This is a genomic window from Pseudomonas sp. SZ40, from assembly GCF_052958135.1.
This window is the reverse complement of record NZ_JBQWIF010000003.1, coordinates 132,301-149,005: the sequence shown is the minus strand read 5'-3', so window position 1 is coordinate 149,005 and position 16,705 is coordinate 132,301. Positions and strand designations below refer to the sequence as shown.

The following is a 16,705-nucleotide window of genomic DNA, read 5'->3' as shown; positions in this document are numbered from 1 at the left end:
TTCGTTGCTCTTGCAGCGTAATCCGCCTGATTTGGCGGGCTCGACGAGCCCGCCAGCCATGCCTCAGGCCATTTCCGCCGTGGTCTCGAAATCGAACGTCAGTTCGCCGTTCTCGAGATTCACATGGACGGTACCGCCATGCTCGGACAGCTCGCCGAAGAGGATCTCCTCCGCCAGCGGACGCTTGATCCGATCCTGGATGAGACGAGCCATTGGCCGCGCGCCCATCTGCACGTCGTAACCCTGCTCCGCCAGCCAGTCACGCGCAGCGTTGCTGACCTCGAGCATGACGCGCTTGTCTTCGAGCTGCGCCTGCAGCTCGATGAGAAACTTGTCGACGATGCTCTTGATCGTTTCGTGACTGAGGCGGCCGAACTGGATGATGGTGTCCAGGCGGTTGCGGAACTCCGGCGTGAAGCTCTTCTTGATGACTTCCATGGCATCGGACGAGTGATCCTGATAGGTGAAACCAATCGACGCCCGCGAGGCCGTTTCGGCACCGGCGTTGGTGGTCATGATCAGGATGACGTTGCGGAAATCCGCCTTGCGCCCGTTGTTGTCGGTCAGGGTGCCGTGGTCCATCACCTGCAGCAGCAGGTTGAAGACTTCCGGGTGCGCCTTCTCGATTTCATCGAGCAGCAGCACGCAATGCGGCTGCTTGGTGATGGCCTCGGTCAGCAGGCCTCCCTGGTCGAAACCGACATAGCCAGGAGGGGCGCCGATCAGACGAGACACGGTGTGTCGCTCCATGTACTCGGACATGTCGAAACGCACCAGCTCGACACCCAGGGCCTTGGACAGCTGACGAGCCGCCTCGGTCTTGCCGACGCCAGTCGGGCCGGCGAACAGGAACGAGCCGACCGGCTTGTCCGGCGCCTTGAGGCCTGCGCGCGACAGCTTGATGGCAGTGGCGAGCGAATCGATGGCAGCGTCCTGACCGAATACGGTCAGTTTCAGGTCGCGCTCCAGGTTACGCAGCAATTCCTTGTCGGAGCTGCTGACGTGCTTTGGCGGAATCCGCGCGATCTTGGCGACGATGTCTTCGACCTGCGGGACGTCGATGCGCTTGAGGCGCTTGTCCTGCGGCTGCAGACGCTGATAGGCGCCCGCCTCGTCGATCACGTCGATCGCCTTGTCGGGCATGTGCCGATCGTTGATGTAGCGCGAAGCCAGCTCGGCAGCTGCACGCAACGCCTCATCGCTGTACTCGATGTCATGGTGCTGCTCGAAGCGCCCCTTGAGGCCCCTGAGGATGCCGATGGTGTCTTCCACCGAAGGCTCGACCACGTCGACCTTCTGGAAGCGCCGTGCCAGGGCACGATCCTTCTCGAAGATGCCGCGGAACTCCTGAAAGGTCGTGGAGCCGATGCAACGGATCTCACCCGACGACAGCGCCGGCTTGAGCAGGTTGGAAGCGTCCATGACGCCACCCGACGCAGCACCGGCGCCGATGATGGTATGAATCTCGTCGATGAACAGGATCGCGTGGGGGCGTTTGCGCAGCTCGGTGAGCAGTGCCTTGAGGCGCTTCTCGAAATCGCCGCGGTACTTGGTGCCCGCCAGCAGTGCGCCCAGATCGAGGGAGTAGACCACTGCGTCGGCGAGCAGATCAGGCACCTGATTGTCGACGATGCGCTTGGCCAGCCCTTCGGCGATGGCCGTCTTGCCGACGCCCGCCTCGCCAACCAGCAGTGGGTTGTTCTTGCGGCGGCGGGCGAGAATCTGCGCCACACGCTCGACTTCGTTCTCACGGCCGACCAGCGGATCGATACGGCCCTGACGCGCCAATTCGTTCAGGTTGCTGGCGTAGGCATCCAGCGGATTGCTGGAAGACGAGGACTCACCGCCCTCTTCGTCCTGCATTTCCTGCTCGGCGTCCGGGGATGTTCCCTGGCCAGGCACCTTGGAAATGCCGTGGGCAATGAAATTGACCACGTCGATACGCGCCACGCTCTGCTGCTTGAGCAGGAACACGGCCTGACTTTCCTGCTCGCTGAAGATCGCGACCAGTACGTTGGCGCCGGTCACTTCACGCTTGCCGGAGCTTTGCACGTGGAACACCGCACGCTGCAGAACGCGCTGGAAGCCCAGTGTTGGCTGGGTTTCACGCTCTTCGTCATGCTGTGGAATCAGCGGCGTGGTCGAGTCGATGAATTCCTGCAGATCGTTGCGCAGCTTGTCCAGGCTGGCGCCACAGGCGCGCAGCACGCTGGCTGCGGCTTCGTTGTCCAGAAGAGCCAGCAGGAGGTGCTCCACCGTCATGAATTCATGACGCTTGGCACGTGCCTCCTTGAAGGCAAGGTTGAGGGTGACTTCGAGCTCTCGATTTAACATAGCTTCACCTCATGCCCAAGCGGCCGGCGTTAACCGTCCTTCTCGATTTCACAGAGTAATGGATGCTGGCTTTCCCGCGCGTATTGATTGACCTGGGTGGCCTTGGTCTCAGCGATATCGCGGGTGTAGAGACCGCAAACGGCGCGACCTTCGGTGTGCACGGTCAACATGATTCTGGTCGCCACCTCCCGATTGAGGTTGAAGAAGGTCTCGAGTATCTCGACCACGAAATCCATGGGGGTGTAGTCATCATTGAACAAGATCACCTTGTAAAGCGGAGGCGCCTGCAATGCCGGCTTGGATTCCTCGACGGCCAGGCCTGAAGAGTCGTCCTCATGCGGTGCGGGTCGATCCTGATTGAATGTTAGTCGAATCTGGCTACTTGCATGCATGCTGGATAAAAGGTTCGTGGGTGAATGGAGATGGGCAGCAAAAACTAAGACCCGTTTATCGTTGCTTCGTGCGTTGCCTTGACTATCGGCAAAAGGGTGTTACAACCAAAGGATACCCCTACGGGGTGAAAGGGCTTGCGCACGTACGAGCTATCTTACGGACGCGGGATCTAATGTGGATGATACTCCAGCAATGGAGTTCCTTGCAGAGGGATATCAGCATGCTAAGTGGTAAGGTCAAGTGGTTCAACAACGCCAAGGGCTATGGGTTCATCCTGGCCGACGGCCGAGATGAGGACCTGTTCGCCCATTATTCGGCCATCCAGATGGACGGGTACAAAACCCTGAAAGCCGGACAAGCCGTGAGCTTCGATATTATTCAAGGCCCCAAGGGTCTCCACGCCGTGAATATCAGCGCTGCTCAGGCAGCTTCTGAAGTTGCTACCACCGCCACCAGCAGAGTGCGCGGGGAGACCGTCGAGGTTTGATTTCCTAAGCTGCTTGGCTGCACGCAAAAGCCGGTCTCAGGACCGGCTTTTGCGTTTCAGCGATGAAATCGGTCACTCCTCATCGGATCTTCGGCCGTCGGCCTGCTACGACCTTGGTCCAATTGACCGCGGGATGCCGCGAAGCGCCTGAGCCCAGACAGTAACGCCATGGCCTGCGCTTGCTCGTCGAGAACCTCGACGAGGCCCCTTCATGGCGACTTCAGCGGCCCGAAACGCCCATCCGATCCGCGCTCCCAGCAACTTGGTCACTGCCATCGCCCTCTGGTTTGATATACTCGGGCGCTGACTGAGTAGTCATAAAGGCGCATTTGCCTGGAGTACGGCTTCCAGCACTCGTCGCGCCGACCTTCAGAGGCGATCCGCTACCGCCGTCGGTCGATTGCGACACCCAACATCATCGGGATGGAACTTCGAATTCACATCATTGATGCCGAGCCGTGGTCAGAAGCCACCTCACCCGGATCAGTGCTTTGTGCAAGTTCAGCAAAAAGAGAGTTAAATCAAATATGACCACACGCTCTAAGATTATCTACACCCTCACCGACGAAGCCCCTGCGCTTGCGACCTACTCCCTGCTCCCTGTCGTCAAAGCCTTCACCGCCTCTTCGGATATCGCCGTCGAAACCCGCGATATCTCGTTGGCCGGCCGTATTCTGGCCCTCTTCCCCGAGTTTCTGACCGATGCTCAGAAACAGGGTGATCACCTGGCCGAGCTGGGTGCACTGGCCACTACGCCAGAAGCCAACATCATCAAGCTGCCGAACATCAGCGCCTCGGTTCCGCAACTGAAGGCCGCGATCAAGGAGTTGCAGAGCCAGGGTTACGCCCTGCCTGACTACCCGGACACCGGCGACAGCGACGAAGCACGCGACATTCGCAGCCGTTACGACAAGGTCAAGGGCAGCGCCGTGAACCCGGTACTGCGCGAAGGCAACTCCGACCGTCGCGCGCCGCTGTCGGTCAAGAACTACGCCCGCAAGCACCCCCACAAAATGGGCGCCTGGAGCGCTGACTCCAAGTCCCACGTGGCGCACATGGAAAGCGGCGATTTCTACGGCAGCGAAAAGGCCGCTCTGATCGACGCCAAAGGCAGCGTGAAGATCGAACTGATCGGCACCGATGGCACCGCCACCGTGCTGAAAGAGAAAACCTCGGTCCTGGCCAACGAAGTCCTGGATTGCTCGGTACTGAGCAAGAAGGCACTGCGCAGCTTCGTCGCCGCAGAGATCGAAGACGCCAAGAAACAGGGCGTGCTGTTCTCGGTCCACCTGAAGGCCACCATGATGAAGGTCTCCGACCCGATCATCTTCGGCCAGATCGTTGCCGAGTTCTACAAGGCTGCCCTCGAGAAGCACGCTGCGGCCCTGCAGGAAGCCGGCTTCAACCTGAACAACGGTATCGGCGACCTGTACTCCAGCATCAAGAAGTTGCCCGCTGACAAGCAGGCCGAGATCGAAGCCGACGTCGCCGCCGTTTATGCCGATCGTCCGGCGCTGGCGATGGTCAACTCCGACAAGGGCATCACCAATCTGCACGTACCGAGCGACGTGATCGTCGACGCCTCGATGCCAGCCATGATTCGTGACTCGGGCCGTATGTGGAACACCGCAGGCGAGCTGCAAGACGCCAAAGCGGTGATCCCGGATCGTTGCTACGCCGGCATCTACCAAGTGGTCATCGAGGACTGCAAGGCCAATGGTGCCTTCAACCCGACGACCATGGGCAGCGTACCGAACGTTGGCCTGATGGCTCAGAAAGCCGAAGAGTACGGCTCCCACGACAAGACTTTCCAGATCCAGGCCAACGGCGTGGTTCGCGTCAGCGATGCCAATGGCAAGGTGCTGATGGAGCAAAAGGTCGAGGAAGGCGACATCTTCCGCATGTGCCAGACCAAGGACGAGCCGATTCAGGATTGGGTCAAGCTGGCCGTGAACCGTGCACGCCTGAGCGACACCCCTGCGGTGTTCTGGCTGGACCCGGCGCGCGCGCATGACGCCGAAATGATCAAAAAGGTCGAGCAGTACCTGAAGGGTCATGACACCAGCGGCCTGGACATCCGCATCCTCGCCCCGGTCGAAGCCATCAAGTTCTCCCTGGCACGCATTCGCGAAGGCAAGGACACCATCTCGGTGACCGGTAACGTACTGCGCGACTACCTGACCGACCTGTTCCCGATCATGGAGCTGGGCACCAGCGCCAAGATGCTCTCGATCGTGCCGCTGATGAATGGCGGCGGCCTGTTCGAAACCGGCGCTGGCGGTTCTGCGCCGAAGCACGTCCAGCAACTGGTCGAGGAAAACTTCCTGCGCTGGGATTCGCTGGGTGAGTTCCTGGCTCTGGCCGCTTCCCTGGAGCACCTGGGCAACACCTACGACAATCCGAAGGCACTGGTACTGAGCAAGACCCTGGATCAGGCCACCGGCCAGTTCCTCGACACCGACAAGTCGCCAGCACGCAAGGTCGGCGGTATCGACAACCGTGGCAGCCACTTCTACCTGGCGCTGTACTGGGCTCAGGCTCTGGCGGCACAGAATGAAGACGCCGCACTGCAGGCGCAGTTCGCACCGCTGGCCAAGACCCTGAGCGACAACGAAGCCAAGATCGTTGCCGAACTGGGCGCGGTACAGGGCAAGCCGGCTGAAATCGGTGGTTACTACGCGCCGAACAAGGAGCTGACCGAAAAAGTCATGCGTCCAAGCGCGACCCTCAACGCCGCTCTGGCCTCTCTGGCCTGAGTGATTCGCTGAGTTAAAAGGACCCCGGCCCTGTGCCGGGGTTTTTTATTTCCTACCCGCTGGAGGAGGTTTCATGACCTGGCATGCGCACGTCACCGTTGCAACGATCGTCGAGCACGACGGACGTTTTCTGTTCGTTGAAGAACTCAAGGGCGGCCGCCTGGTGCTCAATCAGCCCGCCGGCCATTTGGAACCCCGGGAAAGCCTGCTGCAGGCCGCGGTACGGGAAACCCTGGAAGAGACCGGCTGCGATGTCGAGCTGACCGGCGTTACCGGCATCTACCTGTACACCGCACCGAGCAACGGCGTGACCTATCAACGCATCTGCTTCACCGCCAATCTGCTCGCGCATCACCCCGAGCGCGCGCTGGATAGCGATATCAGCGGCATCCGCTGGCTCACTCATGAAGAGCTCCAGGCCGAGTCCGATCACCTGCGCAGCGAGCTGGTGATGCGCTGCCTGGACGACTACCTGGCGGGCGCCCGCTTTCCCTTGAGCCTCATCCACGAACCGATGTAGGCACGGGCGGCGCTCGCGCAAGCGGCCGAACTGAAACGTCGGGCACATCCTGTTAGAATCTCGCCCCTTTGAAGCCTGTATTGATCCCGACCATGCAAGATCCAGCCACTCAGCGCGTAATCGTCGGCATGTCCGGCGGCGTCGACTCCTCCGTATCGGCCCTGCTGTTGCTCGAACAGGGCTATCAGGTCGAAGGCCTGTTCATGAAGAACTGGGACGAGGACGACGGCACCGAATACTGCACCGCCATGGACGACCTGGCCGACGCCCAGGCCGTTTGCGACCGCATCGGCATCAAGCTGCACACCGCCAACTTCGCGGCCGAGTACTGGGACAACGTGTTCGAGCACTTCCTGGCCGAGTACAAGGCTGGTCGCACGCCGAACCCGGACATCCTGTGCAACCGCGAAATCAAGTTCAAGGCGTTCCTCGACTACGCCCTGATGCTCGGCGCCGACCTCATCGCCACCGGACACTACGTGCGCAGGCGTGACATCGACGGGCGCAGCGAGCTGCTCAAGGGGCTGGACCCGAACAAGGATCAGAGCTATTTCCTGCACGCCGTTGGCGGCGAGCAGATCGCCAAGACCCTGTTCCCGGTTGGCGAGCTGGAAAAGCCCCAGGTGCGCGCCATCGCCGAGAAATACGAGCTGGCCACCGCCAAGAAGAAGGACTCCACCGGCATCTGCTTCATCGGTGAGCGGCGCTTCAGCGATTTTCTCAAGCAGTACCTGCCGGCGCAGCCGGGCGACATCGAAACCACCGAAGGCGAGGTCATCGGCAAGCACCACGGCCTGATGTACCACACCATCGGCCAGCGCCAGGGCCTGGGTATCGGCGGTCTCAAGGATGCCGGCGACGAGCCCTGGTACGTGTTGCACAAGGACTTGACCCGCAACGTGCTGGTGGTCGGCCAGGGCAACGAACACCCCTGGCTGTTCTCCCGCGCCCTGAACGCCTCGCAGATCTACTGGGTCAATCCGATCGAGCTCGGTGCTCCGCGTCAGCTGACGGCCAAGGTGCGCTATCGCCAGGCCGACCAGACCTGCACCCTGGAACGCAGCGCCGATGGCTACCGGGCCACGTTCGACCAGCCGCAGCGCGCAGTCACGCCCGGACAGTCCGTGGTGTTCTACGATGGTGATATCTGTCTTGGCGGTGGCGTGATCGAAAGCGCCGAGCCCTGGAGCGAGGGCGCCCCGCGATGAACCCGATACAAGAACAGTTGATCGCCCTTGGCGCGGTATTTCAGGCCGCGGTGATGGTCGACAAGATCGCCAAGACCGGCCAGGCCGCCGAGAACGAAGTGACCTGCCTGATCGGCAGCCTGCTGGTGCGTGACCCCAAAGGTACCCTGGATGTGTTCGGCGGGGATGACCTCAATCTGCGTGACGGTTACCGCGCCCTGGTCAGCGCCCTGGAGCGCGACCCTACCAGCCTGCAGCGCGAGCCCCTGCGCTATGCACTCGCCCTGCTCGGCCTGGAACGTCAGCTCGACAAGCGTGGCGACCTGCTGCAGTTGATGGGTGGGCGCCTCGATCAGATCCAGAGCCAGGCAGAACACTTCGGCATTGGCCACGAGAACGTGATTTCCTCGTGCGGCGCGCTGTATCAGGACACCATCAGTACCTTCAAGCAGCGCATTCAGGTGCAGGGCGACAGCCGCTTTCTGCAGCAGCCGGCCAATGCCTCGAAAATCCGTGCCTTGCTGCTCGCTGGCATCCGTTCCGGACGCCTGTGGCGGCAGTTGGGCGGTCATCGCTGGCAGTTGGTGTTCAGTCGTCGCAAATTGCTGCGTGAGCTTTACCCGATGCTGCGCGGCTGACAGCACTCTCAAGCCGAATATCAAGACTCTGGCTTATCTTCATGATTAGTATGGATTTTCATTTGAAAATCTCGCTTCTTGAAAAGCCATCAGTCTGCTGTTCCTCGAAGCCTGGCGCTTGCAACACGCCACTTCGTGTATGATATGCCCCCTTTTCAACGCCCGACTGTCCGAGAACGCCTCCCATGCTGCTTTCCTCGCTCACCGCGGTTTCGCCCGTAGATGGCCGCTATGCCGGCAAAACCAGCGCTCTGCGCCCCATTTTCAGCGAATACGGCTTGATCCGCTTCCGCGTTCAGGTCGAAGTCCGCTGGCTGCAGCGCCTCGCTGCCCACGAAGGTGTGAGTGAAGTCGCGCCCTTCTCCGCCGAAGCCAACGCGCTGCTCGATGAGCTGGCCGAGAACTTCGCGGTCGAGCACGCCGAGCGCGTCAAGGAAATCGAGCGCACCACCAACCACGACGTCAAAGCCGTGGAGTACCTGCTCAAGGAACAGGCTGCCAAGCTGCCGGAGCTGGACAAGGTCAGCGAGTTCATCCACTTCGCCTGCACCAGCGAGGACATCAACAACCTGTCCCACGCCCTGATGCTGCGTGAAGGCCGTGACAACGTGCTGCTGCCGCTGATGCGCCAGATCGCCAGCGCCATCCGCGAATTGTCGGTGAAGTTCGCCGACGTACCGATGCTGTCGCGTACCCACGGCCAACCGGCCTCGCCCACTACCCTGGGTAAAGAGCTGGCCAACGTCGTCTATCGCCTCGAGCGTCAGATCGTGCAGATCGCCGCCGTGCCGCTGCTGGGCAAGATCAATGGCGCGGTGGGCAACTACAACGCTCATCTGTCGGCCTACCCGCAGATCGACTGGGAAGCCAACGCCCGCCAGTTCATCGAGAACGATCTGGGCCTGCAGTGGAACCCCTACACCACGCAGATCGAGCCGCACGATTACATCGCCGAGCTGTTCGATGCCATCGCCCGCTTCAACACCATCCTCATCGACTTCGATCGTGATGTCTGGGGCTACATTTCCCTGGGCTACTTCAAGCAGAAGACCATCGCCGGCGAGATCGGCTCGTCGACCATGCCACACAAGGTCAACCCGATCGACTTCGAGAACTCCGAAGGCAACCTGGGTATCGCCAACGCGCTGTTCCAGCACCTGGCCAGCAAGCTGCCGATTTCCCGCTGGCAGCGTGACCTGACCGACTCCACCGTGCTGCGCAACCTTGGTGTCGGCTTCGCCCACAGCGTGATCGCTTATGAAGCAAGCCTCAAGGGAATCAGCAAGTTGGAGCTCAATGCTCAACGTATTGCTGAAGACCTGAACGCCTGCTGGGAAGTGCTCGCTGAGCCGATCCAGACCGTCATGCGTCGCTACGCCATCGAGAACCCCTATGAGAAGCTCAAGGAGCTCACTCGCGGCAAGGGCATCACGCCAGAAGCGCTGTTGGCCTTCATCGATGGCCTGGATATGCCGCAGCAGGCCAAGGAAGAGCTAAAGCAGCTCACTCCCGCCAACTACATCGGCAACGCGGTGGCTCAGGCCAAACGCATCTAGGCTATAGCCAGTCTCAAGGACGCCCGGCTGAAGCCGGGCGTTTCTTTTTATACGCTTTAATAAATATCAAGGACTTACAGATGAATCCTGATGCTCCTCTTCAGCTATTGGGTGGCCTGAGCGCACGTGAGTTCCTGCGCGATTACTGGCAGAAGAAGCCCCTGCTGGTGCGCCAGGCCATCCCCGCGTTCGAAAGCCCGATCTCTCCGGACGAACTGGCCGGCCTCGCCCTCGAGGAAGAAGTGGAATCGCGCCTGGTAATCGAGCATGGCGAAACGCCTTGGGAGGTGCGCCGGGGCCCCTTCGCCGAGGATGCGTTCTCGCAGTTGCCAGAGCGCGAATGGACGCTACTGGTGCAGGCCGTCGACCAGTTCGTTCCGGAGGTTGCCGAGCTGCTGGAAGAATTCAAGTTTCTGCCCAAGTGGCGTATCGATGACGTGATGATCAGTTTCGCCGCACCTGGCGGCGGCGTTGGTCCGCACTACGATAACTACGATGTGTTTCTCCTGCAGGGCCATGGCCGTCGTCGCTGGCAGATCGGCCAGATGTGCGATTCGCAAAGCCCCCTGCTGCCGGATCTCGACATGAAGATCCTGGCTCAATTCGATCAAACCGAAGAATGGGTTCTCGAGCCCGGCGATATGCTCTATCTGCCGCCGCTCCTGGCCCATAGTGGCACCGCCGAGGATGACTGCATGACTTATTCCGTGGGTTTCCGCGCACCCAGCGCGGCCGAAGTATTGACCCATTTCACCGATTTTCTCGGTCAGTTCCTGCCCGATGAAACGCGCTATAGCGACGCCGGCACCGTGCCCGTCAGCGACCCCAACGAGATTCAGCGCGACGCCCTGGACCGCCTCAAGGCGCTGCTCGCCGAGCACATGAGCGACGAGCGCCTGTTGATGACCTGGTTCGGCCAGTTCATGACCGAGCCACGCTACCCGGAGCTGATCGCCGGTATCGAGATCGACGAAGACGGCTTCCTCGACCAGTTGGAAGACGGCGCCGTGATGATCCGCAACCCCAGTGCACGCATGGCCTGGTCCGAAGTCGGCGAAGACCTGGTGCTGTTCGCCAGCGGCCAGAGTCGCGTCGTTTCCGCCGGCCTGCGTGAGCTGCTGAAAATGATCTGCTCTGCCGATGCCCTGCACCTGGAAAACCTTGGCCCATGGCTGGCCAACGACGAAGCACGCACCCTGCTGCTGGAACTCGCCAAGCAAGGGAGCGTGGAGTTCGCCGATGAATGACCTGCACGTACGCATCGCCGACTGGCACAGGGATTACGAAGAACTGCGACGCATCCGTGAAACGGTATTCGTCGCTGAGCAGGCGGTGCCGCCTGAGCTGGAATGGGACGCCGAAGACAGTGATGCCGTGCATTTTCTCGCCTGCGAAGGCGATTACCCGATCGGCACCGCGCGCCTGCTGGCCGATGGTCAGATCGGTCGGGTATCGGTACTCAAGGACTGGCGCGGACTGAAGGTCGGCGAAGCGCTGCTGCATGCAGTGATCGCCGAAGCCGAGAAACGCGGGCTGAGTCAGCAAATGCTCAGCGCCCAGGTGCAGGCAACGCCGTTCTATGAAAAGCTGGGCTTCACTGTAGTGAGTGACGAATACCTGGAAGCGGGCATTCCCCACGTCGACATGGTGCGCAGCAGCGGCTGATGAATCAGCTGTGGCTACGCCGGTGCCACAGAGGTCAGCATGAACGATGAACACACGCCCGATGATGCCGAACTCGAACCCATCGAGTTCGAGTCACCCGGGCGTTTCACCTTGCACAACCCGGACAGCCAGCTGCCATCGCCTGCCGCCTGGGAACCGGCGCCCTTCGTGCTGGGCAGCGAGCAGGCGCTACAGCGTTTCAGTTTGCCCGACCACGCCCGTAGCCATGCGCTGGCACTGATGCAACAGGCCGGCCGTACACTGTGCCTTTACAGCCCCGACCTCGAGCCCTGGCTCTACCACCACAGCAGCATTCAACAGGCGTGCACGCAGTTTCTGTTGAGCCACCGCAACAGCCGGCTACGCATTCTGGTGCGTGACAGCAGTCGCGCAGTTCGTGACGGGCATCGACTGATCGCCTTGTCGCGCAAGCTGTCCAGTCACGTGCAGATTCGCCGCTGCCATCCCGATTACCCGGCCCCCGAGGGCGCTTTTCTGCTGGCTGACGATCAGGGCCTGCTGGTGCGCCCCGAGCCGGATCAATTTGCCGGCTATGCGAAATACCAGGATCCCGCTCGTGTTCGCCAGTTGCAGCGGCTCTTCGACCAAACCTGGGATACCAGTATCACCGATCCTGATTTGCGGAGTTTTCTGCTATGAAGAGTTTCCTGCTGAAACGGCGCTTTCTCGGCGCAGCCCTGCTCGCTTTCAGTCTCTCGGCGTCGGCTGCCACCGAAGTCATCCCGCTCAACTACCGGACCGCAGCCGACCTGCTGCCCGTGGTGCAGTCGGCCCTCGGTAACGAGGGGCGCGTCAGCGCCTACGGCAATCAGCTCATCGTCAATGCGTCACCCGGCAAGATCGAAGAGGTCCGCGCCCTGCTCGGCCAGCTCGATACCCAGCCCCGGCGGCTGCTGATCAGCGTCGACACCAGTGAGTCCGCCTACCGCGATGACCGGGGGTACAGCATCGATGGCAGCATCAGCGCCGGCAACGGCCAGGTGGATATCGGCCGCGGTGAAATCCAGGGGCGTGATCAGGCACGCATCATCCGCCGCAGCACCGACAGCCGCGGCGGTGGCACTCAGCAGGTACAGACCAGCGAAGGCTATCCAGCGCTGATTCAGGTCGGCCAGAGCGTGCCGGTGACCACCAGCAGCCGCGGCCCCTACGGCCAGATCACCAACAACACCGAATACCGCAACGTCACCCAGGGCTTCTACGTCACCGCCAGCCTGGCCGGCGAAGTCGTGCATCTGGATATCAGCAGCAACCGGGATCGACTGAATCAGAACCAGCCGGGCGTGATCGACATTCAGCAGGCCGATACCCGGGTCAGCGGCCGGATCGGCGAGTGGATCAGCATTGGCGGCAGCAGCGAGCAAAGCCAGGCAGACCGCAGCGGCGTATTGCGGCGCTACTCGACCGAAGGCCGTGAAGATATGAGCATGCGCGTGAAGGTCGACGTAATCGACTGAAAGCCCCGTAAAACGTGACTATACGGTCGATCTAAGACTTATGTAGTAGATCTAAAAAAACACTACAAAAACGATTGACGAACATTTTCGTCGGTCGCATGATGGCCTCGCTCCCGCTAATCAGGGGCTCTGGAAACGGAGCCTCCGGGTCGTATTCTTGCTTACCGCAAGATCGATTCGTGTTGTTAAGCCCACAAGGCAGTTCGACGAGATGGCGACTGGAACGAGGTTGTCCTGAGGGACGGGGAAGCGTTTCACGTATCGAATTGCACAGTGCCAAGGGCGTCCACGGGCCTGCACGCACAACAGCTCGCCTATCCGGCGAGTGGCAAACGATACGTTTCGTCCACCCGACCCAAGTGCCCTCCTCATTCCGGTTTCCTCTCAACGTCTGCGGTGAGCTCGCTCCGAGCCCTGCGCCTTGACTGCGCGCTACGTTCGGCGCTCGACCAAACACACACTTGAAGGATTGACCATGTCAGCTTACGAAAACGACATCAAAGCCGTTGCCGCCCTGAAAGAAGCCGCTGGCAGCAGCTGGAGCGCCATCAACCCGGAATCCGTCGCACGCATGCGCGCCCAGAACCGCTTCAAGACCGGCCTGGACGTCGCCAAGTACACGGCAGCCATCATGCGCAAGGACATGGCCGAGTACGACGCCGACTCCTCCGTCTATACCCAGTCCCTCGGCTGCTGGCACGGTTTCATCGGCCAACAGAAGCTGATTTCCATCAAGAAGCACCTGAAGACCACCAACAAGCGCTACCTCTACCTGTCCGGCTGGATGATCGCCGCGCTGCGTTCCGACTTCGGCCCGCTGCCCGATCAGTCCATGCACGAGAAGACCGCCGTCGCCGCGCTGATCGAGGAGCTCTACACCTTCCTGCGCCAGGCCGACGCCCGTGAGCTGGACCTGCTGTTCAACGCCCTGGACGCCGCCCGCGACGCCGGTGACAAGGCCAAGCAGAGCGAAATTCAGGCGCAGATCGACAATTTCGAAACCCATGTGGTGCCGATCATCGCCGACATCGACGCCGGCTTCGGCAACCCGGAGGCCACTTACCTGCTGGCCAAGAAAATGATCGAGGCAGGCGCCTGCTGCATCCAGATCGAGAACCAGGTGTCCGACGAGAAACAGTGCGGCCACCAGGATGGCAAGGTCACCGTTCCCCATGTCGACTTCCTGGCCAAGATCAACGCCGTTCGCTATGCCTTCCTCGAGCTGGGCGTGGACGACGGCGTGATCGTCGCCCGTACCGACTCCCTGGGGGCAGGCCTGACCAAGCAGATCGCCGTGACCAGCGAGCCGGGCGACCTGGGTGACCAGTACAACTCGTTCCTCGACTGCGATGAAATCAGTGCATCGGAACTGAAGAACGGCGACGTGGTGATCAACCGCGAAGGCAAGCTGCTGCGACCCAAGCGCCTGCCGTCCAACCTGTTCCAGTTCCGCAAGGGCACCGGTGAAGATCGCTGCGTACTGGACAGCATCACCTCGCTGCAGAACGGCGCCGACATGATCTGGATCGAAACCGAGAAGCCTCACGTCGGGCAGATCAAGGCCATGGTCGATCGCGTTCGCGAAGTCGTTCCCAATGCCAAGCTGGTCTACAACAACAGCCCGTCGTTCAACTGGACGCTGAGCTTCCGTCAGCAGGTATTCGACGCGTTCGTCGCCGACGGCAAGGATGTTTCCGGCTACGACCGCGCCAAGCTGATGAGCGTCGAGTACGACGAGACCGAGCTGGCTCAGGTTGCCGACGAGAAGATCCGCACCTTCCAGCGCGATGGTTCGGCCAACGCCGGTATCTTCCACCACCTGATCACCCTGCCCACCTACCACACTGCGGCGCTGTCCACCGACAACCTCGCCAAGGGCTATTTCGCCGACCAGGGCATGCTGGCCTACGTGAAGGGCGTGCAGCGTCAGGAGATCCGCCAGGGCATCGCCTGCGTCAAGCACCAGAACATGGCGGGCTCGGACATCGGCGACAACCACAAGGAGTACTTTGCGGGTGAAGCGGCACTGAAGGCCGGCGGCAAGGACAACACGATGAACCAGTTCCACTGACAGAACTGACAGACGTGCGCGTCGTCAGGCGCACGCTGTAACCCTTGAGCCCCGGCAGCGATGTCGGGGTTTTTTTATTGCTGCAACTAATAGGCGAGAAAGTTCAATGGTCATTGTGTGTTGAAGTGCGCCATGGATGGACAACTAAGCGACAAGTAAAAGCTTAAAAGAACAAATTCTCAAATGATAAATATTCCCATTGAAGTCTGTTTAATTATTCACTACATGCATTTAAGCGGGGCGACCATAGAGCCATGTCATTTTTATAGGTCATTGATTTAAAAGGGCAAATGCTCTTTTCTCGATGTCAGGCAAGCGACTTAATATTAATTTTTTGCGCTGAAAAATTTACTTACACCCAATACAGGCATAACATTATGCAAATAGATGCGAGGCGGCTGTGGTTGCCTTGCCATAACTTTAATTACGCGTGAAGCCGTTCCTTGCCTGAGGAGTCCCGGCATGTTGGAAGCAAGCAGTTCCCTGTCCCACAACTGGGCGTTGGCCGTTTTTCTGCTGGGGGTCGTTGGCCTCTGTGCGTTCATGATGGGCGTATCCAGCCTGCTGGGTAGCAAGGCATGGGGCCGCAGCAAGAACGAGCCGTTCGAATCGGGCATGCTTCCCACTGGCAGCGCACGTCTGCGTCTGTCCGCAAAATTCTATCTGGTCGCGATGCTCTTCGTGATCTTCGACGTCGAAGCCCTCTTTCTCTTCGCCTGGGCCGTCTCCGTTCGCGAAAGCGGCTGGGCCGGCTTCATCGAAGCAGCCGTTTTCATAAACATTCTGTTGGCAGGTCTTGTCTACCTTTGGCGTATCGGTGCGCTCGATTGGGCACCCGAGGGCCGTAAGTCTCGGCAAGCGAAGCTGAAACAATGAGGCTTTGGCGATGCAATACAAACTTACTCGGATCGATCCGGATGCTCCCAACGAGCAATACCCGATCGGCAAGCAGGAGGTCGTTTCCGACCAGCGTCTAGAAGACGAAGTGCACAAGAACATCTACATGGGGAAACTCTCGGATGTTCTCAGTGGTGCGGTGAACTGGGGTCGCAAGAACTCCCTGTGGCCGTACAATTTCGGCCTGTCGTGCTGCTACGTGGAAATGACCACCGCCTTCACCGCGCCGCACGACGTTGCGCGCTTCGGTGCCGAGGTAATCCGCGCATCCCCACGCCAGGCGGACTTCATGGTCATCGCCGGCACCTGCTTCATCAAGATGGCGCCCGTCATCCAGCGTCTCTATGAGCAGATGCTCGAGCCCAAGTGGGTCATCTCCATGGGTTCGTGCGCCAATTCCGGCGGCATGTACGACATCTACTCGGTCGTTCAGGGTGTCGACAAGTTCCTTCCCGTCGACGTCTACATACCCGGTTGCCCGCCCCGTCCCGAGGCATTTCTGCAAGGGCTGATGCTGCTGCAGGAATCGATCGGTCAGGAGCGCCGCCCGCTGTCCTGGGTCGTTGGCGATCAAGGCGTTTATCGCGCCGAGATGCCTTCCCAGAAAGAACAGCGCCGCGAGCAGCGTATTGCGGTTACCAACCTGCGTTCCCCTGACGAAGTCTGAGTCCCGCTTTCCAGCAAGGCCGGATTCACTCTCACCGTTGACCGATAGCGATCGAG

15 protein-coding genes are annotated in these 16,705 nt (G+C 60.4%); 13 read left to right on the top strand and 2 right to left on the bottom strand.

The window, feature by feature from the left end; translation table 11 throughout:
* Positions 1-63 precede the first annotated feature (63 nt).
* Positions 64-2,334, bottom strand: a complete 2,271-nt coding sequence (gene clpA / locus ACT9T4_RS04465; protein WP_042552650.1) for an ATP-dependent Clp protease ATP-binding subunit ClpA — start codon at positions 2,332-2,334, stop codon at positions 64-66.
* A gap of 29 nt (positions 2,335-2,363) precedes the next feature.
* Positions 2,364-2,726 carry an ATP-dependent Clp protease adapter ClpS gene (gene clpS, locus ACT9T4_RS04460; RefSeq protein WP_042552649.1) on the bottom strand — a complete coding sequence of 121 codons (363 nt, stop codon included), beginning with the start codon at positions 2,724-2,726 and terminating at the stop codon, positions 2,364-2,366.
* A 221-nt stretch (positions 2,727-2,947) separates the two neighbouring features.
* Here clpS and cspD point away from each other — a divergent pair, with 221 nt between their 5' ends.
* The 13 genes from cspD to ACT9T4_RS04395 all read left to right on the top strand — a co-directional run bounded on the left by cspD (position 2,948) and on the right by ACT9T4_RS04395 (position 16,649).
* Complete coding sequence (gene cspD, locus ACT9T4_RS04455; protein ID WP_042552678.1) at positions 2,948-3,214, top strand: cold shock domain-containing protein CspD; 267 nt, start codon at positions 2,948-2,950, stop codon at positions 3,212-3,214.
* Positions 3,215-3,741: 527 nt separating this feature from the next.
* Positions 3,742-5,970: an NADP-dependent isocitrate dehydrogenase gene (locus ACT9T4_RS04450; protein WP_499115688.1), complete on the top strand. Its 2,229-nt coding sequence runs from the start codon at positions 3,742-3,744 to the stop codon at positions 5,968-5,970.
* Between the two features lie 73 nt (positions 5,971-6,043).
* Complete coding sequence (locus ACT9T4_RS04445) at positions 6,044-6,490, top strand: NUDIX hydrolase (protein WP_499115686.1); 447 nt, start codon at positions 6,044-6,046, stop codon at positions 6,488-6,490.
* 92 nt (positions 6,491-6,582) lie between these two features.
* Positions 6,583-7,698 carry a tRNA 2-thiouridine(34) synthase MnmA gene (gene mnmA, locus ACT9T4_RS04440; protein WP_499115684.1) on the top strand — a complete coding sequence of 372 codons (1,116 nt, stop codon included), beginning with the start codon at positions 6,583-6,585 and terminating at the stop codon, positions 7,696-7,698.
* Positions 7,695-8,315: a high frequency lysogenization protein HflD gene (gene hflD / locus ACT9T4_RS04435; RefSeq protein ID WP_499115682.1), complete on the top strand. Its 621-nt coding sequence runs from the start codon at positions 7,695-7,697 to the stop codon at positions 8,313-8,315. The genes mnmA and hflD overlap by 4 nt, the downstream gene beginning before the upstream one ends.
* Before the next feature lie 185 nt (positions 8,316-8,500).
* On the top strand, positions 8,501-9,871 hold the full coding sequence (gene purB, locus ACT9T4_RS04430; protein WP_042552644.1) for an adenylosuccinate lyase: 1,371 nt from the start codon (positions 8,501-8,503) through the stop codon (positions 9,869-9,871).
* Positions 9,872-9,951: 80 nt separating this feature from the next.
* Positions 9,952-11,118 (top strand): ribosomal protein uL16 3-hydroxylase, encoded by a 1,167-nt coding sequence (locus ACT9T4_RS04425; protein WP_042552643.1) that lies wholly within the window; start codon positions 9,952-9,954, stop codon positions 11,116-11,118.
* Positions 11,111-11,536 (top strand): GNAT family N-acetyltransferase, encoded by a 426-nt coding sequence (locus ACT9T4_RS04420; RefSeq protein ID WP_042552642.1) that lies wholly within the window; start codon positions 11,111-11,113, stop codon positions 11,534-11,536. Before ACT9T4_RS04425 ends, ACT9T4_RS04420 begins: the two co-directional genes overlap by 8 nt.
* Positions 11,537-11,575: 39 nt before the next feature.
* Entirely contained in the window at positions 11,576-12,196 is a 621-nt protein-coding gene (locus ACT9T4_RS04415; RefSeq protein ID WP_042552641.1) for a DUF7931 domain-containing protein, read from the top strand.
* Complete coding sequence (locus ACT9T4_RS04410; RefSeq protein ID WP_499115678.1) at positions 12,193-13,014, top strand: secretin N-terminal domain-containing protein; 822 nt, start codon at positions 12,193-12,195, stop codon at positions 13,012-13,014. Before ACT9T4_RS04415 ends, ACT9T4_RS04410 begins: the two co-directional genes overlap by 4 nt.
* A 475-nt stretch (positions 13,015-13,489) precedes the next feature.
* A complete protein-coding gene (locus tag ACT9T4_RS04405) occupies positions 13,490-15,085 on the top strand; it encodes an isocitrate lyase (RefSeq protein WP_499115676.1) in 1,596 nt (531 codons plus the stop codon).
* 462 nt (positions 15,086-15,547) lie between these two features.
* Positions 15,548-15,961 carry an NADH-quinone oxidoreductase subunit A gene (locus ACT9T4_RS04400; protein WP_042552639.1) on the top strand — a complete coding sequence of 138 codons (414 nt, stop codon included), beginning with the start codon at positions 15,548-15,550 and terminating at the stop codon, positions 15,959-15,961.
* Between the two features lie 10 nt (positions 15,962-15,971).
* Complete coding sequence (locus tag ACT9T4_RS04395; protein ID WP_042552638.1) at positions 15,972-16,649, top strand: NuoB/complex I 20 kDa subunit family protein; 678 nt, start codon at positions 15,972-15,974, stop codon at positions 16,647-16,649.
* Positions 16,650-16,705 lie beyond the last annotated feature (56 nt).